The organism is Terriglobia bacterium (assembly GCA_020073205.1).
Lineage (GTDB): Bacteria > Acidobacteriota > Polarisedimenticolia > Polarisedimenticolales > JAIQFR01 > JAIQFR01.
The window spans coordinates 84734-107950 of sequence record JAIQFR010000003.1 but is presented as its reverse complement, the minus strand read 5'-3'; the positions used below and the strand labels follow the sequence as shown (position 1 = coordinate 107950).

Annotated in this window: 5 protein-coding genes; 2 read left to right on the top strand and 3 right to left on the bottom strand. The window is 68.4% G+C overall.

The genetic code is table 11. The features are described from left to right. Both LAO51_01345 and LAO51_01340 read left to right on the top strand, forming a co-directional pair. The coding region (locus LAO51_01345) for a tetratricopeptide repeat protein (protein MBZ5637381.1) at positions 1-1042 on the top strand (1042 nt) is incomplete at its 5' end. Positions 1043-1147: 105 nt separating this feature from the next. Further along, the gene (locus LAO51_01340; GenBank protein MBZ5637380.1) at positions 1148-3025 is read left to right on the top strand and encodes a tetratricopeptide repeat protein; all 1878 of its coding nucleotides are present in this window, start codon (positions 1148-1150) and stop codon (positions 3023-3025) included. On the opposite strand, the gene LAO51_01335 is transcribed toward LAO51_01340, so the two are convergent. The 3 genes from LAO51_01335 to LAO51_01325 all read right to left on the bottom strand — a co-directional run bounded on the left by LAO51_01335 (position 3006) and on the right by LAO51_01325 (position 23056). Beyond that, complete coding sequence (locus LAO51_01335) at positions 3006-4856, bottom strand: sulfatase-like hydrolase/transferase (GenBank protein MBZ5637379.1); 1851 nt, start codon at positions 4854-4856, stop codon at positions 3006-3008. The two genes, LAO51_01340 and LAO51_01335, sit on opposite strands and share 20 nt — an antisense overlap. A 164-nt stretch (positions 4857-5020) precedes the next feature. Further along, entirely contained in the window at positions 5021-12610 is a 7590-nt protein-coding gene (locus LAO51_01330) for an HYR domain-containing protein (GenBank protein ID MBZ5637378.1), read from the bottom strand. Positions 12611-13162: 552 nt separating this feature from the next. Next, entirely contained in the window at positions 13163-23056 is a 9894-nt protein-coding gene (locus LAO51_01325; GenBank protein MBZ5637377.1) for a thrombospondin type 3 repeat-containing protein, read from the bottom strand. Positions 23057-23217 lie beyond the last annotated feature (161 nt).

The window sequence follows — 23217 nt, the reverse complement described above, 5'->3', positions numbered from 1 at the left end:
CGCGAACGCGGCGCTTTCGTACGTGTCGTACCTCGGGAAGACCTTCTGGCCGGCCTCGCTCGCGGTCTTCTACCCGCATCCCCACGGCGGCCTGACCCCGTGGCCGCTCTCGGGGTCGATCGTCCTGCTCGCCGCCTTCACCTGGCTGTCGCTGCGTTTCGCGAGGAGGGCGCCCTACGTCGCGTTCGGCTGGCTGTGGTACCTCGGCACGCTGGTTCCGGTGATCGGCCTGGTCCAGGTCGGGCAGCAGGCGATGGCGGACCGGTACACGTACCTGCCGCTGATCGGCATCTTCGTCGCGATCGCTTGGGGGGTGGCGGAGCCGGCGAAGCGGTATCGCTCCGCCCGTCACGCGATTCCCGCCGCCTGCGCCGCCTTGGTGCTCGCCCTCTCGCTCGTGACCCGGGTCCAGGTCGGGCACTGGGCCGACGACTTCGCGCTCTTCGAGCACGCTCTGGCCGTGACCTCGGACAACTGGCTGGCGCACGCCAACCTCGCGGGCGCCCTGGCCGGTGAGGGGCGGGCCGACGAAGCGATCGAGCATCTCGAGTTCTCCTTGCGGATCGTCCCCGGGAACGCGGAGGCGCACTACAATCTGGCCAAGACGCTCTTCAAGGCGGGTCGCATCGACGAGGCGATCGGGCACTACGACCAGTCGCTCCGTCTCCGGCCCGACGACGCCGAGGCCCACGACGAGATGGGCGACGCCCTGGCGAGGACGGGGCGCTACGCGGAAGCCATCGAGCACTACGAGCGGGCGCTGCGCCTGAAGCCGGATCGCGTCGAGGCTTTGAACGGTCTCGGCCTGGCGCTGGCGAGAAGCGACCGCCTTCCCGAAGCGATCGAGAGCTATCAACGGGCGCTCAGGATCCGTCCCGGGTTCGCCGAGGCCCACAACAACCTGGGGGTCGCGTTGGCTCGTTCGAACCGCGTTCCCGAGGCTCTGGGTCAATTCCGGGAGGCGCTGCGGATCAAGCCGGATCTCGGCGACGCTCGCGCCAATCTACAGCGGGCCGAGGAGGCTCTGAGGCCGCCCCGGTAGGACCGCGCCGAGCACGACATGGCCGACACCCGCCCTTCCTCGCCTGCACGTCGATCGGCGACCACTCCCAGACCGCGTCCGGCCCATCTCGTCGCGATCGGCGCCGTGATCGTCCTTCTCACGCTCCTCGCGTACCGGGGCGTGCTCGGAAACGGGTTCGTCAACTACGACGACGACCGCTACGTCACCGCGAACGCGCAGGTTCAGAAGGGGCTCACCGCGGACTCGATCGCCTGGGCCTTCACCGCCACCGAGTGCTCCAACTGGCACCCGCTCACCTGGCTCTCCCACATGCTCGACGTCCAGCTCTTCGGCCTCGACGCGGGCCGGCATCACCTGGTGAGCCTGCTCCTCCACGCCGCAAACGCGCTCCTGCTCTTCCTCCTGCTCGTCCGCTTGACCGGGTCCCTCTGGCGGTGCGCCTTCGTCGCCTGCCTCTTCGCGGTCCACCCCCTGCACGTCGAGTCGGTCGCCTGGATCGCGGAGAGGAAGGACGTGCTCAGCACGCTCTTCGGGCTCCTCGCGCTCCTGGCCTGGGTCGGCTACCTCGGGTCGAGGACCGCCCTCCGCTACGCCCTCGTGGTGGCGCTCTACGCGCTCTCGCTGATGGCGAAGCCGATGCTGGTGACGCTCCCGTTCCTGCTCCTGCTCCTCGATTTCTGGCCGCTCCGCCGACTGGCGCTCCCGCTCCGGGAATCCAAGGAGACGCTGTCGCGGCTCCTGGTCGAGAAGGCTCCCCTCCTCGCGATGGCGGCGGCCTCGTGCGTCGTGACCTTCGCCGCGCAGCGGAGCGGCGGATCCGTCGAGACCCTTCAGGACTTCACCTTCGGCGAGCGTCTCGCGAACGCGGCGCTTTCGTACGTGTCGTACCTCGGGAAGACCTTCTGGCCGGCCTCGCTCGCGGTCTTCTACCCGCATCCCCACGGCGGCCTGACCCCGTGGCCGCTCTCGGGGTCGATCGTCCTGCTCGCCGCCTTCACCTGGCTGTCGCTGCGTCTCGCGAAGAAGGCGCCCTACGTCGCGTTCGGCTGGCTCTGGTACCTGGGCGCTCTGGTGCCCGTGGTCGGCTTCGTCCAGGTCGGCGCGCAGGCGATGGCGGACCGGTACACGTACGTGCCGCTGATCGGGATCTTCGTCGCGATCGCCTGGGCGCTGACCGAGCTGGGAGCGAGCGCGCGCTGGGCCCGGACTGCGGTCGCCGCCGCTTCCGCCGCGGCCCTGCTCGCGCTCTCGATCGTGACCCGGGTCCAGGTCGGGCGTTGGACGGACGACGTCGCGCTCTTCGACCACGCGCTGGCGGTGACCTCGGACAACTGGCTGGCGGAGACCAACCTCGGCGTCGCCGTGTTCGACCGCGGCAGGACGGACGAGGCGATCGCCCACTACTCCGAAGCCCTGCGCATCTGGCCGGGATTCGCCGAGGCCCACAATGACCTCGGCCTCGCCCTGGTTCGAAAGGGCCGGATCGCCGAGGCCATCGAGCACTACCACGAAGCGCTGCGTCTCTACCCGGAGTTCGCGGAGGCCTACAACGACCTGGGCACCGCTCTCGCCCGACAGGGCCGGACGGCCGAGGCCGTCGAGCAGCTCGACCGGGCGCTGCGCCTGCGCCCGGGGTCGGCGGGATTTCGCTTCAACATGGGCAACGCGCTGCTCGGGGCGGGCCGGTTCCCCCAGGCGATCGAGCAATTCGATCGGGCGCTCGTCCTCGAGCCGGACTACGCCGAGGCCTCGAACGGCGCGGGCCTGGCCCTGACGAGGATGAACCGCTGGCCGGAGGCGGCCGATCGCTTCCGGCAGGCCCTCGCGATCCGCGCCGATCTCGCGGAGGCCCACAACAACCTGGGGATCGCGCTGGCCCGTGAGGGACGGTACCCGGAGGCGATCGAGCACTTCCGGCGGGCGCTCGCGATCAAGCCGGATTTCGCCGAGGCCGGCGCCAACATCCTCAGGGCGGAGGGCGCTATCGGGGGGCGGCCGTAGTCAGCCGCGCCAGGAGCGCACGGACCGCCGGCGCCTCACGGTCGCTCGGGGTCAGCTCGAGAAAGCGTCCGAGGTGCGGAATCGCATCGGCCGGGCGGTTCAGGACCCGGGCGTAGAGCAATCCGAGATTGAGATGCGCCTCGGCCTGCTGTTCCTCGGCGGCGAGCGAGCGCAGGTAGAGTCGCTCGGCCCCCGAATTGTCCCCCGCCATCGCGCGCAGGTTCCCCAGGTTCAGCGCGGAGACGGCGTCCGCCGGCTCGAGGGATAGAGCCTTGCCGAAGGCCTCCTCGGCGCCGGGGCGGTCGGAGAGCAGGAGGCACGCCGAGCCCAGCTCGCGCCAGACCAGGTTCGAGTCGGGGTAGCGTCCGAGGAGCTCCCGGAGCGCGCCTCGCGCGCCCGCGCCGTCCTTGCGGACGATTCGGTCCCTGGCGTCGTTGAACGCGTTCAGGTCGGGAAGGAACCGCCGGATGTCCATCGTGCGCAGCGGACCCGTGCCGCCGCCGCCGCCGACGTAACCCAGGCTCCTCAGCGCCTGAAGCTGCTCGGGCGCCACCTCCAGCGTGCGGCCGGCGATGTCCGCGGCGGGATCCTCGCCGAAGTACTTGGCCAAAACCGGGGACAGCTCCTTCAAGAAGGTCGTGCCACGCGCCGTGGCGGAGAGGTCCGACCGCTCGTCGGGATCCGCCGCGACGTCGTACACCTCGTCCACCCCGTGGTGGAACCAGATGAGATCCCCTCGCCTGAGGGACAGCACCGGATTCAACCGGAAGGAGGTCGCCGCGTAGGCAGCCTCCGACGCCAGGATCCGGAGTCTCGGCACGTCCCCGGCGGCCAGGTCCACGCCGTCGGTGGTCGGCGCGGACACGCCGGCCACGTGGCAGAGCGTGGGGAGCACGTCGACGAGTCCCACGTGGCCCGAGGGGTCGCGAAAGCCGGCGGGCCTCGGGTGGAGCAGGAGCGGGACCTCGAGCGTCGGCTCGTAGAGCGCCACGCCGTGCGTCTCCTCGCCGTGCTCTCCGAGACCCTCGCCGTGGTCCCCGGTCACGAGCACCGTCCAGACGCGCCCGCCCCCCCGAGGAAGGCCGTCCAGGAGGCGGCCCACCTGCTCGTCGACGAAGGCCACCTCTCCCGCGTAGGGGCTCGACGCGTAGCGCGAGCGGTACGGCTCCGGGGGCGCGTAGGGAACGTGAGGGTCGTAGTAGTGGACCCAGAGGAATGCCGGCGCGGCGGGCAGACTCGCGAGGACCGACAGCGCGCGGTCGGTGGACACGTCCGCCGGGTGCTGGGAGGGGACGAATGCCTCATCGCCCTCCGCCTGCAGTCCGGAATCGTCGTAGGTCGCGAATCCCCGGTCCAGGCCGTAGACCTTGCGAAGCGGCGCCCCGGCGACGACCGCGGCCGTGTGATACCCCGCGCCGGACAGGATCGTCGCCAGGGTCGGGACGCCGGGCTTCAGCCGGTAGTGGAGGTTGTCCCGCACCCCGTGACGGTGGGGTACGAGACCGGTGAGGATCGTCGTGTGCGCGGGGGTCGTGAGGGGGCAGGCGGTCTGGACCTTCCGAACGTACACGCCTCCCTGGGCCAAGGCGTCCAGGCGCGGAGTCGCGACCCGACCGGATCCCGAGAGTCCCAGCGCATCGGAGCGCCAGGTGTCGATCGTCACGAGGAGGATCGACGGCCTGCGATCGGCCGAAGCGGCGGACACCGGAGCCGGAGACGTCGCCGATTCCCGGCTGCACCCGGCGCTCCCGATCGCGAGGAGTCCGAGAAGCACCAGCGCCCGGGCAACCGGCGCCGCACGCAGGGTCTCAGCGATCGTCGGACGGTTCATCGCATCAGGATAGCGCAATCGACGGCGGGAGGCGGCGACCCTGGGGCCACACGAGCGCGCAGCCTTCCCGGGGAACAAAAAAACGGCCCGCCCGGCCGTGAGGCCGAGCGGGCCGAACCAGGGGGCCGTGCACGAAAGGAGGGCCTGCCCTCCCTTCGAATTGGCTACTGGCAGTCTCCGTGGCCAGCGCCGATCACGCGGGCCTTGCCGGCCGATTCCGTGCCGTAGGAGACGTTCCGGGTGCCGTCGAAGTACTGCACGGCATAGAAGAACACGTGCCCGGGCGCCGGAATCGCGTTGTCCTCGTACCCGATCGTGGACGTGCTCGTGGTGGCGTGCTCGATGCAGGTCACCTGGCCGAGGTCGATGTTCGAACCCATCACCGTCAGGTTCGCCAGGTCGCCCCGGACCACGTCGTAGCTCTGGGCGCCCACGACCGGGCCCCACATCACCGTGGTGTTGGTCTTGCCCACGAGCACGAGGCTCAGCGGCTCAGGCGCGCTGTCCCTCATGTCGTGCGGGACCGAGACCGCCGTGGACGTGCTGGTGCTGTGCCCGAAGGCATCGGTCGCCAGATAGGTCAAGGTGTAAATGCGCCCCGCGCCGTTGCCGTCGCGCTCGGAGCGGAGGTCGATGGAGTAGTCCGGGGTGCCGAGGGAGACACCCTGGATGTCGTTGGTGGTGTGGCCGTCCCCGTTGCCGTTGGCGTCATCGGGCTCGTTCGAGGTCGCGGCCGTCAGGATGATCACCGGGTGCGGATCGCAGATGTCCGTGGCGATCACCGTGTTGCCGACGGTCACCATCTGGTGGTTCGGCGGCCAGAGCACGCTCGGGCTCGACACCGCGGTGATGACCGGCGGGAGCGTGTCCCGGACCGTGATCGTGGTCTGGCAGCTCGCGTGGTTCCCGGCGGCGTCCGTCACCGTGAAGCCCACGGTGGTGGTGCCGATGGGATAGGAGCCCGAGGCGTCCGCGCCGTTGGCCGTGTAGGTGTTGGCGAACACGAGGCCGCTGGGCTGGCAGACGTCGATCGCCGTCGCCGGGGGCACGGAGACGATCGACTGGAAGTTACCCTGGCACTCGATCGTGATCGGGGCCGGGCAGGTGATCACAGGAGGTGTCGTATCCACCACGGTGACGCTGGTCTGGCAGCTGGCGTGGTTCCCAGCGGTGTCCGTCGCCGTGAAGGTCACCAGGGTGGTGCCGACCGGGTAGGAGCCCGAGGCGTTCGCGCCGTTGGGCGTGTAGCCGTTGGTGATGACCAGGCCGCTCGGCTGGCAGACGTCGGTCGCCGTCGCGTTCGGCAGCGTGACTACGGACTGCAAGCCGCCCTGGCACTCGACCGTGACCGACTGCGGGCAGGTGATCACCGGCGGGGTCGTGTCTTGCACCGTGACGGTGGTCTGGCAGCTGGCGTGGTTCCCAGCGGCGTCCGTCGCGGTGAAGGTCACCACGGTGGGCCCGACGGGGTAGGAGCCCGAGGCGTTCGCGCCGTTGGGCGTGTAGCTGTTGGTGATCACGAGGCCGCTCGGCTGGCAGACGTCGGTCGCCGTCGCATCCGGCAGCGTGACCTCGGACTGCAAGCCGCCCTGGCACTCGACCGTGACCGACTGCGGGCAGTTGATCACCGGCGGGGTCGTATCCGCCACGGTGACGCTGGTCTGGCAGCTGCTCTGGTTCCCCGCCGCATCCATCGCCGTGAAGGTCACGACCGTGGTGCCGACCGGGTAGGAGCCCGAGGCGCTCGCGCCGTTGGGCGTGTACGAGTTGGTGATGACCAGGCCGCTCGGCTGACAGACGTCGGTCGCCGTCGCATCCGGCAGCGTGACCTCGGACTGCAAGCCGCCCTGGCACTCGACCGTGACCGACTGCGGGCAGGTGATCGCGGGCGGGGTCGTGTCCCGCACCGTGATCGCGGTGTCGCAGCTCGCCTGATGCCCGGCGGCGTCCGCCACCGTGAAGCTCACGTCGGTTACGCCCACGGGGTACGAGCCGGAGGCGTTGGCACCGCCGGCGTTGTAGCTGTTGGTGAACGTGCCCACGGCCTGGCAGGAATCGATCGCCGTGGCAGGAGGCACGGTGATGTCCGACGCCAGGTTGGCCTGGCACTCGGACACGATCGCGGCCGGACAGGTGATCACCCCGCCCGTGCAGTCAGGCAGGCACGAGTTCAAGGTGGGCTCGCAAATCAGGGTTTGCTTGAGGTTGTTGAGGACCACGTTGTCGACACCGAAGCCCCCGAAGCCGCTGGGGAGAACCGAGGTGTCGGCGCCGAGCCTCCAGCGGAACTGGATGGTCTGGCCGGAGGTCGCGGTCACCGAAGCCGCGTTCGTCGTGGTCCAGTAGGGGCTGACGAGGGACGTTCCGGTCCAGGCCGAGACGCCCGACGCGAGCGGACCGCAGAAATTGGTGGACGTGGTCAGCGCCGCTTGCGCCGGCGTGGTGAAGGGCACGTTGGTCCAGGCACCGGTCCCGACCTTGCGCTGGACGAGCGCGCCGTCGTACGTCAACTCGGTCCGGTAGGCCACGGAGAACTGGAGCGTGACGTTACCGTTGGCGATGAAGACCGGAGAGTAGAGCGCCGACGAATCGGCGAGGCTGTAGGTCTGCCCGGCGGTCCCGAAGGGGCTGTTGCCGACCCAGGCCCCGTAGCCGCCGCCGCCGTTGCCGCACGCCGCGCACCAGTGGAACTCGTTGATGTACGGGGTGGTGCAGACGCCGTCGTCGTCCGGAAGGCTGCCCGTCGTCCAGCCCGGATCCGTGTTGAAGTTCTGGGTGACGCTGTAGCTGCCGCCGGTGCTGGTGGGATCGAGGTTCACGCTGAGGGTGAAGGTCTGCAGGGAGGACGAGCCGTAGAAGCCGTCCCCGGTGATGACCACGGTGAACTTCGCCACGGGGGGATTTTGCCAATCGGAGCAGATCACCGAGGGGGACACGTGGAACGTGAACCGGTCGCTCGACGGGTTGGTCGCCGTCGCACCGTTCGCCACCGTCCCGTACAGGGCCTGGTTGTCGGAGATGCAATCCACCACGTTGGGCGAGTTGTTGAAGATCGTCACCTTGGCGTTGGTGAGGGGCGTCGCCATGTTGTTCTTGATCGTGATGTCCATGACGACGGTCTCGTTGTTGTCCGCGATCCCGTCGTTGTCGCCGTTGTCCGAAACCTGGGTGTTGGACTGGAAGATCACGTCGCCGCTGGCGCAGCCGATGTTGGCCGTCGCGCTCGTGGTCCCGGCCGGCGAGGCATCGGTGTAGCTCGCCGAGATCGTCTCCACCGGGAGGACGAACAGGACGCCGTTGTTGCTGCCGAGGCCGGACGTCGTGGACAGGGTGAGGTTGCCCGAGAAGTACGGCGCCGAGCCCGTGAGCGTCACGACCTCGCTGTCCCCGGTTCCGGGGCTCGTCACCGTCACCTGGAGCGGACCGACCGCGTCGGCGTCCACCACGCTCAGGACCGCCGTGGACGACGGGCAATCGTTGTAGTTCAGCCGGTCGAACGCCACCTGACCCGCCTGGCCGCCCGCGCCGCAGGAGTTCCCCACCTGCGCCGCAGCGTAGTACTCGTCGTACACCAGGTTGTCGTTGTCGATGGCGGAGTCTCGGTGCGTGCCATGGGTGCCGACACCGAAGAAGAAGACATCGGCGTGCTCGTGGCCGTACGCGAAGTAGCTCCCGCTCGTGGCGAAGCCGTTGACGTTGTTGAACGTGATGATCAGCTGGTTGGGAGCGCCTCCCGACGTGGGTCCGAGGCTCGGATTGTCCGGAACCCCCGTGTTGGCCGTCTCCCAGTTCCACACGCCCACGTAGTCGAGGATGGTGTGGTAGTAGCAGCACACGACGATCGGGAAGTTGTTGTTGGCGTCGTCGGCGGTGGGATTGGTCGCGCTGTTCCACTGATCGTTGTAGAACGCTCCCCACACACCGCTGGTGTTCGTAAAGGCCTCCGAAGCGTGGTAGAAGGAGTGCCACTTCCAGGCGTAGTGGTACGGCTGGCCGCTGGGCCCATTACCGCGGAGCGAAGGCTGGAAGTTCGTCAGCAGGAACGAGTCGGCGTTGTTGTTGAAGTTGTTGCCGGTGGTGGTGGCCGAGTTGCCGACCATCATCCCCTTGTTCGCCGCGCTGCTGCTGCAGATGCCGTCGGTCCGGTTCTCGCTGCCCACGGTGGACGGCGAGGCCGCGCTCCCGATCCATCGCCAGGGGTTGGTGGTCGCGCCGGTGACGACCGACTCGTACCAGGTCCCCGCGGTGAGCGGGCTCGTGTCGAACGTGCTGCAGTGGGTCAGCCGCGCGACGACGTCGTTGGTCTGGAGCAGCTGCACCTGGGTCATGAGCGTCGCCGCGGGGTACCCGTCGCCGGGAGCGGTGATCGCGAAGTTCAGGTTGACGCTGGTGAGGCCGGGGGTGGTCGGGTCGGTGTAGAGCTGGAAGACCGCTCCCGCGGTCCCGCCGATCGCGATCGAGCCCACGTGGACGGTCGGATTGAGGACCGTCATGTGGGCCGCCCCGGCGCCCGAGAAGCTCAGCGCGACGTCCACGTCCGTGAGCGCCCGCCCGGTGTTGTTCACGAACTCCGCCGTGTAGCTCGAGTACTCGCCGGCGTCCATGTACTTGGTGTAGAACTCGTTGCTGCCCCCGTTGAACAGGGGGCCGGAGAAGTCGCTGGTGCCGGCGGCAGCGTTGTCGCAGCCGCCCTTGATCATGAACCCGCCGTCGGCTACGGCGAGCTGGCAGATGACCGCGGAGGTGGCCGGCGTGAAGACGCCGTAGCTCGCGACCAGGCTCCCGCCGTCCACCACGGCGATGCCGCTGCCGGTGTGGATGGTCCCGGTGAACACGCCGCCGGAGCCCGTGCAGCTCACGGTCTGCGTGTCGACGGTCCCGCCGCCGCTGTCCTTGCTGACCAGCGTGACCGCGATGGGCGACGAAGCCGCCCCGTCGTTCACCGTGACGTGGATGGTGTCGCCGCAGTTGTAGTCGGAGCGGTCCAGGGCGACCGCACAGGCGACAGAGGCGGTGGCCGGCGTGACCGCGTCGTACGTCGCGACGAGGGAGCCGCCGTTGGACACGAGGATGCCGGTGCCCGTCGCGATGGTTCCGTGGAACACGCCGCCGGCGCCGGGAAGGCTGACGATGCGCGTGTCGATGGTCCCGCCGCCGCTGTCCTTGCTGACCAGCGTGACGGAGACCGGCGACGTCGCCGCGGAGTCGTTCACCGTCAGGGCGATGGTGTCGTTGCAGGAGTAGGACGACTTGTCCATGAAGACCTGGGTGACCGCCGCGCTCACGACGTCGCCCGCGACGACCAGGGAGTAGTTCATGCCACCCGGGTCGTTGTAGCCGATCACGTCGACCTGGACGGTCCCGGAGGCCGGCAGACCGTGCGCCGCGTCGAGAAACACGCCCTCGGTCGGGTTCGTGTGGTCCCTGACCACGGTCGCGGTGGTGCTCCAGCCGGAGGAGAAGTTGTTCCCCCAGTAGACGCTCGACCCGATGGTGACCCTGAGGTCCGCGTCCTTCTGGATCGTGTTACCCGCGGCGTCGTAGTAGACCATCAGGACCCGCAGGGGGATCGCGTTGGAGTTGATGTTGAGCGAGAACGACTTGGTGGCGCCGTCGCCCAGCGCGTCGTCGCTCTTCACGAACAGGAAGGGCGCGCCGCTCCCGATGTGCATGACCGAGGGGAGGTTGGCGCGGCCGAATCCCACGTCGTTGCTGTAGCGCTGCTGGACCGCGATGCTCGACGTCGGTGTCGCGGTGGTGGTCATGTTCTCGCCGGAGGCGAGGATCATGGCCTTCACGAGCGATCCGGCGGGAGCGAACGCGGCGCCGGGATTCGCCACCCCGAACGGGTAGAAGCCCTGCTGGAAGTAGTCGCGGACGAGGAGCGCCAACCCGGCGACCTCGGGAGCCGCGAACGAGGTGCCCCCGGAGCCGCTGTTGTTGGTGTAATCCCAGTAGACGGTCTTGGTCGCGTCGGTCTGGCACATCGCGTGCGGGCGGTCCCCTGCCTCGACTTCACCCCCCGTGGTGCTGGCCGAGCTGGACCACATGTACGTGATGATGTCCGGCTTCACGCGAAGCGACGTGGTGACGGGTCCGCGGCTGGAGCCGTTGTCGTTGGCGGCGCTGCACGCGGCCGTGCCGTCCCAGCCGCAGTCCTCGAAGAGGTAGTCGGGTCGCGCCGCGTCGGCTCCGCCGACCGTGATCGCGTTCTTCGACGTGGAGGGGGAGCCGATGGTTCCCCGGCCGCCGACGCCGCTGTTCCCGGCGGAGATGGTCACGACGAAACCGGGATTGGCGAACATGGCCGTGTCGAGGCTGCTGGTCTGGGTGTCGTAGGTCGGCGAGGAGGTGCCCCAGGAGTAGTTCTGGACGTACGAGCCCTTGCCGATGGCTGCGGTGACCGAGGCCCCCAGGTTGGCGGGCGTGCTGAGCGTCCCCGCGGCGGTCCCGATGTCCTGGAAGTAGACCTTGCCGCCCCGGGCGACCCCGTCGTCGTAGTTCACGTTGGGAACGTGGGTGGTGTCGAGGGTCCCGGACATGTTGGAGATCGAGCCCACGGCATGCTGGCTCGTCCAGGTGCCATGGCCGCCGTCGGTGCTCGTGTAGGCGTTGACGCACACGTCGCCGCCGTAGTTGTCGTAGCCGACGACCTTACGGTGCGATGCTCCCACGGTGCCCGCGCTGGCCGCGTTCTGGGAGAAGTGCTCCATGTTGGTGTTGAGTCCCGTGTCCATCATGGTGACGATCTGGCCCGTGGCGCTGCCGTCGATCCCGGCGTTCCAGAGCTTCCAGCCGGTCGCCCCGCTGGTGGTGTAGACGCCGTTGTTCTGGAGGAGCATCGGCATCGCGGCGGGATTGGTGGCCGACGCCAGGAGGCGCGGATACGTCTTCTCGGCGATCCACTTGACCCCGGGGATCTTGGACACGTCGGGCACGACCTCGGGGGCGCTGTAGAAGAACACGGTCGCCATGTCGCCGCTGACGGCGACGTCCTCGGGCGCCGGGAAGATGCCCAGCACGCCCAGCGCATCCATGACTTCCTGGAGGTTCGCGCCCTGGTGCAGGGTCACCTCGAACAGCCAAGGCAGAACCGCGCCGGTGTCCGGGTCGTAGACCACCTCGGTCGGGATCTCCTCGAGGCCGATCCGGGGGTTGATCTTGAAGGCGGGGTGATAGTCCCCGACGAACGTGACGAACGGAAGCGCCTTGACCGCCTCCATGGCGCTCGAGGGAATCCTGGCGATGTACGTGTTGATGTTGATGTACTCGCCCAGGGAGGCGCCGGCGGCCTCGAGGGCGTCGACCTGCGGCTGCTTGCGGACGAAGCCGTCGATCTTGAGGAGGTAGTACCCCGCGTCCTGCTCCAGCTGGCTACCGGGCGCGAGAACGAGGTCGGAGGGAATGAGCTGCATGGCCGCGGCGAGATTCTTGATGTCCAGCGTCGCGACGCCGTTCACGTCGATCTCGTCCGCCGTCATGTTCTCGGCGCTCCTGCCGACCTGGGTGAACGGAGGAGGCGGTGTCTGATAAGGCCACCACGCCTGGCCCCGCTGAACGAACTGCGTGCTCCCCACGGTCTTGTGGCCCGTCACCCAGGCGTCCGGGTTCACCGGGTTGCCTTCGCCGTCGGTGATCCCGGAGACCCCCGGGGATTTCTGCTGCGCGCGCGCCACGGGAACCGTGACGCACAGCGCGGCCACAAGGCATGCGATGAAGCACGCGACGCCTGCCGTCTTCAACATCTTCGTCATAGACATCCCCCCTCCGTAAGGGTTAGAACGGTCGATCCACTTCTGGAATCCAACTCCTCCCCATCCCTTCCAGCGTAACGATCAAGCTCGCCCATCCCGCGTTGCGCGGAATCGCGAGCAGTTTTCAAACCTCGGACTTCGTCCTCACGAGAGCCGGCGCGGCTGCCCGTGTCGATGCGGGTGAAAGCACTTCGATGTCGATCGTGAGTGCGAAGTGACCGAAGCGGGGTCTCGACGCGGCGACACGAAGCCACCGCACGGCACCGCCAACTCACCGCCCCCCGGGAGCTGCCCCGCAAACGTGCCTCCTCCCCGAACACGATTGCCAAGTTGTACGGCGAATCGCCTTTCGGGGCATCGGAGAAGACTCCATTTCTTGTTCAGCTTTTTGGCCGCTACGATTGGCACATTAGTGCCGCGCTCGAAGAATTGCCGCCATTCTTGGTTGTTTGGAACGGTGCCGGAAGAACACGCGGGCCCTTCGCCAGAATTCCGAAGGGGTCCGGTGGCCCCCTCCGGGCTTGCCGCTGGCGCTGAACCGACGGCTCGCGTCTACACAGGGCCCTCGGAGGGTGGCTCGCAGGCATCCCCGACGCCATCGCGGTCGGCGTCGCTTTGGTCGGGGTTGTAGACCGCCGGGCAGTTGTCCAGTTCGTTGGGCACGCCGTCGTTGTCCATGTCGGAATCGCAGACGTCGCCGATCCCGTCGCCGTCGATGTCGCTCTGGTCGGGGTTGTAAACGGCCGGGCAGTTGTCGCAAGCGTCGCCGTGGCCGTCGCCGTCGGCGTCGAGCTGCGCGGCGTTCGCGACCTTCGGGCAGTTGTCCAGCACGTCCGGGACGCCGTCCTGGTCCCCGTCGGCGACCGTCTTGCTGCCGCAGGGGCTGGCGTTCGGCCGCTCGGTTCCACCGCTCCGCTGCCCGAGGCTCGACTCGGAGCAGGCTGGATCCTTGCGGGAGATGAGGTAGTAGAACACCTGGCCGATCGCCGGGGTGTCCGTGTCGGTGACGCTCGGCCCCGGAGCGCCCAGGGCGAAGCAGGTGTGGTTGTAGCTGAACGGGCTTCCGGCCGCTCTCGACCCCCGGTACACGTTGAACGGCCCGGCCTCGGCTTCGGTCCAGGCGATCGTGGTGGTGCCGGTGGACTTGTTGTGGCTCAGCGCCACGCTGTTGCCCACCGGGCTGCTCTGATTGGCGATGTCGGCCGGGCAATCGGCGCTCGTCCCCGTGCAGCTTTCCGCGGGATCGCAGGCCCCCGTCGAAGGTCTGCACTCGACGGTGGACGGCTCGAGAGCGTTCGTCGGGCAGTCGTTGTCGACGCCGTTGCAGAACTCCGCGACGTCGCAGATCCCCGCCGACGCACGGCACTCGGCCGCGCTCTTCGCATCCGCCGGGCACGCGGCGCTCGTTCCGGTGCAGGACTCGGGCAGATCGCAGACCCCAGCCGAAGCGCGGCACTCCGTCGCCGGCGACACGAAGAGATCCGCCGGGCACGTCGGATTGATTCCGTCGCAGGACTCCGGCACGTCGCAGACTCCGGCGGCCGCGCGGCATACCGCTCCGGCGTTTCCCGGCGTCCCGTGGCAGGTGGCATCGTCGATCAGGACGATCGTGTCGATCCAGAAGCCGGTGGACCCGACGCCGGCGTCGGTGCCCACACGCCACCGCAGGACGATGGTCTGTCCCGCCGCCGTGGCGGGAAGATCGACGACCGTGGACGTGAACGTGGTGGACGTTCCCGTCCAGGCCTGACGTCCGCCGATCGGGTTGCCGGAGGAGCTCGAGATCGTTCCGTTGTAGCCGCCGCTCACGAAGGAACCGCCGGCCGCCAGGACGTCCTGGAACGTCCCGGCGCCGATCTTGATCTCGAGCACGGCGCCGTCGTTGTCGCTCTCCAGATCGCACCTCTGCTCGAACGTCAGCCGCGCCGTCGCCGTCGCGATGAAGATCGGCGGCGAGTCGAGGGTCTTGTCGGTGACGCCGGCGGTATCCTCCGCCCACGCGGAGTTCGGGGCCGTGTCGCTGTTGTCGGTCTTCGTCTCCCAGGCGAGGGCGCTGGTCGGCGTGACCGCCGTCGTCCAGCCGGCGGGGAGAGCCGGCGCCGTCACGCCGTCGAAGTTCTCGGACGAGCCTGCGGCGCACACGTCGTTGACCGTGCAGATGTCGTTGTCGTCGCAGGACGTCCCGTTGGCCTTGGGTAGGGCCGCCGAGCACACTCCCGTGCCGGGATCGCACGTCCCGGGGTCGTGGCACTGATCGGCAGTGCAGACCACCGGGTTCGAGCCCGTGCAGACGCCCGATTGGCAGGTGTCGGTCTCTGTGCACCCGTTTCCGTCGTTGCAGGACGTCCCGTTGGCCTTGGGTATGGCCGCCGAGCACACTCCCGTGCCGGGATCGCACGTCCCCGGGTCGTGGCAAGGGTCGGCGGTGCAGACCACCGGGTTCGAGCCCGTGCAGACCCCCGCCTGGCACGCGTCGGTCTGCGTGCAGGCACTGCCATCGTTGCAGGACGTTCCGTCGGCCTTCGCGGGGTTGGAGCAGATCCCGGTGCCCGGATCGCAGACTCCGGCGTCGTGGCATGGGTCGGCGGTGCAAACCAACGGGTTCGAGCCCGTGCAGACGCCCGCCTGACACGTGTCGGTCTGCGTGCACGCGTTGCCGTCGTTGCAGGCCGCGCCGTTCGGCTTCGCCGGATTGGAGCAAATGCCGGTCGGAGGATCGCAGACGCCGACGTCGTGGCACGGATCGAGCGCCGTGCACACCACCGGATTCGATCCGACGCATACGCCCGACTGGCACGTGTCGAGCTCCGTGCACGCGTTGCCGTCGTCGCAGGCGCCCGAATCGCTGAGGGTGGTCGTCTCGGAGGCGGTGTTGTCGGCGGGGTTCGCATCGGGCACGTCGTTCGAGACGGTCGCCGTGTTGGTCGTGGAGGTATTGCCGGCGCAGTAGTCGATCTTGACGACGAGGGTGATCACCGCCGACGCGCCGGGGTCGAGGGTCGCGGCGGAACAGCTCACCGCTCCCGTTCCTCCCACCGCCGGCGCCGTGCACGTCCAACCCGCGGGCGCGGTCACCGACACGAACGTCGTGCTCGCCGGGGTCGAGTCGGCGAGCGTGGGGTTGACGCCCTCGACCGAGCCGTTGTTCGTGACCGTGATCGTGTACGCCACGTTCGAGCCGGTGGCGACGGGGTCCGGCGCGTCGGCCTCCGTCACCGACAGGTCGGTGGCGACGCCGTTCTCGTACGCGCCGATGGACGGCGCGGTGAGGCTCCTCGAGGCCCCGGTGATGTCCGTCAGGATTCCGACGGGCTGACCGGCGGCGAGGAGGGGCGAACCGACCACCGGCCGCAGATCGGTGGCGGATACGAGCCGCGGGTCGGCGGAAATGGAGTTCAGGTCCTTGCCCGTCGCCGCCGACCACTCGGCCAGCGTCGACTGCGTGCCGCCCAGGTACCCGAGCGTCCCGGTTTCGGGTCCGTAGTCGTTGTAGTTGATGTCGGAGAAGACCTCGCTCGCCGCGGCACAGTAGATTGCGTAGCGCGTTCCGAGCGTCTCGGAGTTGGAGAAGACGTTGTCGCGCAGATCCACCGAACCCGGAGCGACAACGCCACTCTCGATGTAGATGGCGGAAGTCACCGCGGCGATGCTCTGGTCGGTCGTCATCTGGACGGAGTTGTGGACGAGCTTGTAACCGCCGCCGCCGCCCAGCGCGATGCCATGGCCGTTGAAGGCCACGCTGCTGTAGCCGTACGCAGCGATGTCATGGATGACGTTGTTGGCGACCGTCAGGTTCGAGGCCGTCGAACTGGCACCCAGGTAGATGCCGGCGCACGGCCAGCCGTCGGTCGAGGTCTGCTTGACGTCGCTGATCTCGTTCCCGGAGATGGAGCCTCCGTTGATCTTGAAGGCGACTTGGATGCCATTGGTGTCCGGGGCGATGAACGGATTGACGACACCGTGGATGCCGTTGTTGCTCACGGCGGCGTCCTGAGCATTGCCCAACAGCAGCCCCCGCTCGCCCAGTTTCTCGGCCGACACCGTCGAGCCGATGGTGTTGTCCAGGATCCGCCAATTCGCGTCCAGGACGCCGGCATGACCCACGATGTACAGGCCGTTCCGAGCCCGGATGAACGCATTGTTCTGAATCGTGTTGTTCGAGTTCGGGGCGTCGGCCGCGAGGCCCAGGGTCGTTCCGCTGCCGCCGACGATGCCCGCGAGCGTCGTGTCGCCCGAGGACCCCGAAATGACGCAGTTCTTGATCGTGTCGTTCGTCGCGCCATCGGACGTCGACGCGCTCGCCACCCAGAGGACGGCCGATCCGGTTCCCCCGTCGGTGTTGACGAGCGTCAGGCCGCGATCCGTCCCGGGAGGCCCTTCCGACACCGAGCCGTCGATCGTCACCCTGTCGGCACCGTCCAGTTTGATCAGTGCGCCGCCGGAGCTGCCCGAGATCACGCGGGCCGCGCCGCTCGGTCGGATCGTCAGCGTGTACCCCCCGGCGCCCTCCTCGGCCCACGGATGGAGCGCGATCGTCCCGGATTCGGCCGTCAGATCGGAGGTGATGTCGAGGGTCGCGTTTCCGGTCAGGACTCCGCGGTTGATGGCTTCGAAGACGCCGCCCGGGTTCGTCAGCGAGACGAACGACTGGCCCGCGCCGACGTCGTAGGAGCCGGCGTATCCCAGCCCGATCAGATAGCCGTTCGGCGGGCTCGGCGGTGTCATCGCCCGCGGCGGATTGGCGAGCAAGCCGCTCGCGCCGGCGGAGGGATCGACCGACACGACGTTGGCCCCGTCCTGAGCGGCAACGTAGTACTGGATCGGATCGCCCACCGCGACGCCTCCGGTCAACTGGGCGTAATCGATGAGGCAGTCGTACGTGCCGCCGCTCACGAACGAGCACGCCCTCGACACGTACGGATCCGTCGCTCCTTTTCGAAAGTACACGACCGGGACGCCGAGGCCCGAGGTCGGCACGCCCGACAGATCCGTGGCCGAGATCGTCAAGGCGCGGCTCGCCGTGCTGGTCGTGTTGCCGAGCGGCGTGTAGGCGATCGTCGGCCCCGAGATGTCGATCGCCGACTCGTAGGCGCCGATGAACGGGTGGGTCGGACTCCTCGCCGCGCCGACGATGTCCGTCGTGATCCCGGCGATCGGCGTCCCGGCGCCCACGACCGGCGAGCCGACCTGCGGCTCGAGGTTGGCGCTCGAGACGAACAGCGGATCGACGGCGAGCGAGCCGGCGTCCTGGCCGGTCGCCGTCCGCCACGCCGGCAACGTCGTCTGGGCGGCGCCCAGGTACCCGAGGACGCCCTGCGCACCGGCGGCGAAGTAGTCGTTGTAGTCGATGCCCGTGAACGCTGCGCCGGGGGAATCCGAGTAGATGGCGTACGTCGCGGTCGTCGTCAGATTCGTGTTGTCCAGGTTCGTGGCGAAGATGTTGTCGCGGAGGTTCATCGCCGTGCAGCCCGAGCCGATGTACATCGCGGCGCTGTTCCCGGAGGGAGACCCGGCGAAGCTCCCGGAGCCGAGGTCGACCGCGTTGTAGTAGAAGTCGATCCCGCCGCTGGCCTGGACGCGAATGCCGACGATGGCGTTCCCGGTCAGGTCCGGGTTCCCGTCCCCCTCGATGTTGGCGATCGTGTTGTTGGCGATCGTGTCGTTGCTGGCGGCGTCACCGGTGTTGATGTCGATCCCCTTGCCGCCGTAGCCATCGGTGCCGCCGGCCACGACGTTGGCGATGACGTTCCGGGTGATGCTCGAGTTGACGACGCTCTTCCCGATCCACATCCCGCAAGGATTCCCGGAGGAGACCTGGACGCCGTCGATCGTGTTCTGCGTGACCGCGACGCCGCTCGCGTCGAGCAGGACCAGACCGTACGGAGGGAACGTGGAGACGGGCTGGATCCCGGTGATCGTATTCTGGCTGATCGTGGAATCGGTCAGCGTCGTCAGGGACATTCCGATCGCGCTCGAGGTGTCGGAATCGAGGGAGATGTTCTCGATGGTGTTCCCGGTCACGGTCGCGTGGTTCGCCAGTTCGAGCACCAGACCGAGCCGACCCAGGGAGCCGGCCAGCGTGCCGTCGCCGATCACGTTGCCGGTGATCAGCAGGTTGTCGTTGACGCCGTCCTTGGTGCCGACCGCCTGGATGGCGGTCCGGGCGAGGGTGATCTGGTTGTTCCGGAGGGTCAGGTCGTCGTTGTCCGCGCCCGCGGACGCACCGGTCGTGTCGCCGACGAGGACGCCGAACGTGAAGTTCGCCCAAGTCCCGATGCCGCCGGCCTTGATGATGCAGTTCTCGACGGTGTCCTGGGTGGCGCCCTGGCCCGGGCCGAGGCTGGCGATGAGCAGCGTGCCGGTGCCGGCCGCCGCATTCGTATTCTGCAGCGTCAGGCTGCGGTCCGTACCCGCGCCGTCGATCGAGCCGTTCAAGATCACGCGATCGGCGCCGTTCAGCTTGATCAGGACCGCATCGTTGCCCGTCCCGGTGACCGTCCGCGCCGCGCCGCTCGGCTGGATCGTGAGCGTGTAGCCGCCGGCCCCGTCTTCACTCCATTCGTTCAGCGCCACCGAGCCGGTCTCGCCGGTCAGATCGCTCGTGATGCCGACCGTCATGCTCGACGCGAGGACGGTGCCGTTGATGGTATCGAACAGGCCGCCCGGATTCGTCAGGGACGCGTAGTCGCAACCCGTGGCGCAGACGGTCTTGTTGCCGCCGATCGACGGCACGATCCCGAAGCTGGCGATCGGCCCGCCGATGGGGAAGGCCGCGGCGGTCAGGGCGACGCTGGCCGGCGTGGCGGCGAACGTGCCGGCGTTGATGCCGACGTTCTTCCTCGCCGCCGTGTCCTGGGCCACGACGAAGTACTGGATGACGTCGCCCACGCCGACGGACCCGGCGTTGAGCAAGGTGTAGTCGATCGTGAAGGCGAAGGGTGAGCCGCCACCGCCGCTCGCCTCCACGAACTTCCAGCCCGTTGCCGCGAGGTCGTTCGTATCGGTCGACTTCTTGTAGTAGACGCGCGGCCGGGCTCCCGCGGTGGCGTCGACGCCGGTGGCGTCGGTCATGACCACGTTCCCGAAGGTGCGCGCCGTGCCGACCGCGCCGTGCAGGAGGGGCGTGTAGCTGATCACCGGCGGCCTCAGATCCTGCGGGGTCTCGCTGAACTCGTCCGCGCCGATGTCGGGCGCGGTCCCGTCCCCGGAGTAGCCCGGGTTCCCCTGGCGAATGTCCGTATCATAGTCGTCGGTGATGCCGGCGACGTTCACGGCGCCGCTCTCGAGCAGCGAGGGGAGCGACGGGTCGATGTGCAGGAAGGCGGGATCGTCGCCCAAGGTGCTCAGGAACAGCGGGTTCTCCCTGACGGAAGCCGAGTCCCGCGGCGCCACGCGGGCCATGAAGGCCCCGATGCCGACGTCCGTGTTCGTGCCGTCGGTGAACGTCGTCGAGCCGTAGAAGTCGTTGTTGTTCGAGGCGGCCGCGTAGTTCGTCAGCTGCGTCCCGCTCCGGCGATAGGCGACGGCCAGCCCGGCGCCCTTCGGTGTCGTTCCGTTCACGAAGAGGTTGTCTCGCAGGGTCAGGGTCGGCGTGGTGGATGCGAGGACGGCGCTCGAACCGAACAGGGCGCCGGTGCTCGTGCCGGTCAAGAAGACGGTGTTGTAGTACGCGTTGACCGTCGTCCCGCCGGAGACGTAGAGCGCCACCAGCGGATCGGCCCCGTTCGCGGCGGGCGTCCGCAGGTCCCCGACGAGGTTGTTGGCCAGGGTGACGGTAGCTCCGCCGGAGACGAACAGCCCGTAAACGGAACCGCCGGCCTGGTTCTCCTGGAGGTCGTAGATCTTGTTCCTGACGATGCTCGAGGTCGTTGAGGCGACGCTGATCCCGTACACGGCGCCCGAAGGGGAGGTCGACGACAGGGTGTGGATGACGTTCAGGCTGCCGTCCGTCAGGTCGTTGGTGCCCGTCGCGATCCCGTAGACGCTCCCGCCCGTCGAGGACAGGCCGTCGATGGTGTTCGAGGTGACCGTGTAACTGCCCGAGGTCCCGATGTTGATCCCGTACAACGCGCCGCCGGCCGTGATGCCGCTGATCGTGTTGGAAACGACGCTCGACGTGCCGCGGTCGAGGACCATCCCGTAAGTGGCGGCCGTTCCGCCGCTCCAGTGGGTGAACGTGTTCCCGCGGAAGGTCTTCGTCGGCGAGCCGCCGTCCCCGTTGTACCAGCCGTAGAGGCCCGTGCCGCCCGTCACCGTGATGTTCGAGAAGTTGTTGTTCGTGTGGCTGATCACCGCGCCGGCGGCGGAGTTGGAGATGCTGTAGCACGCGTAGACCGTGCCGCCGGCCCCCCCCTTGTCGTAGGAGCCGACGATCGAATTGTTGCTGATCGTCTGGGTCCCGGTCGCCGGGACCCTTACGGAGTCATAGATGAAGTAGACGCTCCCCGTCGTGTTGACGCTCAGGTCGGTGAACGTGTTGTCGCTGATGTCCTGGGAGAGCGTCGCGGCGCTGTTGTAGATGTAGTTGTTGACGTTCGAGCCGGCGGCGCCGTAGGCGATGCCCCGCAGGTCGTTCCCCTGGATCGAGAGGGCCGCCGTACTCGCGCCGGCGCTGTTGTAGATACCATAGAGGGGGGCCGTGCTCGCGGCGGTGTACGTGACCAGGCCGCCGATGGCGTCGCCGAGCCTGTTGTTGTCCAGGTTGATCGTCGTCGAGACGCCGCCCGCCTGCTGGATCCCGTAGAACGGGCCCGCCGCGCTTCCGACGGTCATGCTTCGGACCGTGTTCCCGGTGATGTTGGCGGTCGCGACGGCAGCCGAGTTGTAGATCCCGCGTGTCTCCCCGGTGCCGTCATTGCGCCCGGCGATCACGCTGTTGTTCGCGATCGTCAGCGTTCCCGTGCCGGCGCCGCTCGTGATCCCGTAGAACAACCCGGCGCCGGTGCCGAGAGCGGAACAGTTCTGGATCGTGTTGCCGGTGATGGAAAGGGTCCCCGTCGCGGCGTTGTAGATCCCGTAGAACAGCGTGCTCGCGGTCGTCGTGCCGCTGATGCCGACGGTGATGGAGTTGGCGGTCCCCGTGCTGCCGATGGTGTTTCCGGAGAGGGCGAAGCTGTTGGCGAATCCGGCGGTGTCGATGCCGCGGAAGAGATAGCCGACAGCCGCCGCGCCCCCGGTGCTCATCCCGCCGATGTTGTTGTTCTGGATGACGACCGTGCCGCTGGAAGCCGCATGAATTCCGGCGATGAATCCGCCCGTCGTCATGGACGTGACGGCGATGGCGCCGGTCCCGGTCGCCGCGCCGATCGTGTTTCCGGCGGCGGTGCCGATGTTGACGGATCCGGCCAGGATGCTGATGCCCGTGAAGATCCCGGGTGCGGTCGATGCCCCGCTCGAAGTGGCCAGGGAGATCGCCGTGACGGTGTTCCCCTGGACGTCGGACGCCGGCGAGTTCGCGACGGTCAGCTCGATCCCGACGAACCGGCTCGCGACGGCGCCCGCGTACGTCGTGGTCCCCGTCCCCGCGGCGTCTTGGTAGCCGATCGTGTTCTGGCCGACCGTGTACCCGCCTCCGCTCGCCGTGACGATGTCGATCCCCCGGTGAACGTTGCCGGAGGTGGCCGTCCTCGTCGTCGTCTGGAAGAACCGGTTCCCGGTGATCGTCCACGAAGCGCTGTTCGAGGCGACCAGGATGCCGCTCGACGCGCTCGCGGCGTTGTAATAATCCTGGATGCCGTTGTCGACGATCGAGATTCCGCTGTTGGCGACCGTCGTCGACGTGCCGGCGGAGTAGATGGCATTGGTCGGGAGATTCGAGCCGGACGACGTGATCGTATTGCCCGTGATGGCGTCGTCGAGGTTCCCCGTCGTCGTGCCCGTCGAGAAGAGGATGGTGCCCAGGGTCGTGCTCGTCCCGGCGCCCCTGACGGTGCAGTTCCGGACCGTGTTCTCCGATGCGTCCGCGATGAAGCGAATCGTCGACGCTGTCGTCGTGTTGGTGTTGTCGAGGGTCAGCGCGTTGCCGCCGCTGTTCAGGCCGTCGATCGTGACGTTGTCGGCGCCGTTCAGGTCGATCAGGGGCCCCGCGATGCTGCCCGCGACGGTCCTGGCGCCTCCCACCGGGGAGATCGCGATGCTCGAGTAGGAGGCGGAGCCCGAGCCGCTCGCGTTGAGAACCGCGCCGGCGGACTCCGTCGTGTCGGAGCAGATCTCGATCGTGATCGCGCCGGTGTGGGTTCCCGCGTTGATGGCGTCGAACGCCGCCTTGAGCGTGGCGTAGCCGTTCGCTCCCGGCTCCACCTCGACCGCCTGTGCCGGAGAAGAATCGCAGACCCCGATGGCGGCGTGGGCGCCCGGCGTCGAGAGGATCGTCGCGACCGCCGAGGACATCGCTCCGAGACCGGTCGCGAGCATCCACAGAAGGACCCGCACGCTTCTCTCGTTCATCGCGCCCCTCTCGTCACGGCACCGCCCATGCCCTGGAAGCGAGCCGCCCGCCCCGCGGACCCGCGCACCCTCGCCGCGGTCCGGCGCCCCGTCCCTGCCCGATCTAGGGTCTAGTACGCTGCACGCGCTCCGGGAACAACCCCTTTTTCCCCCGTTTCTCG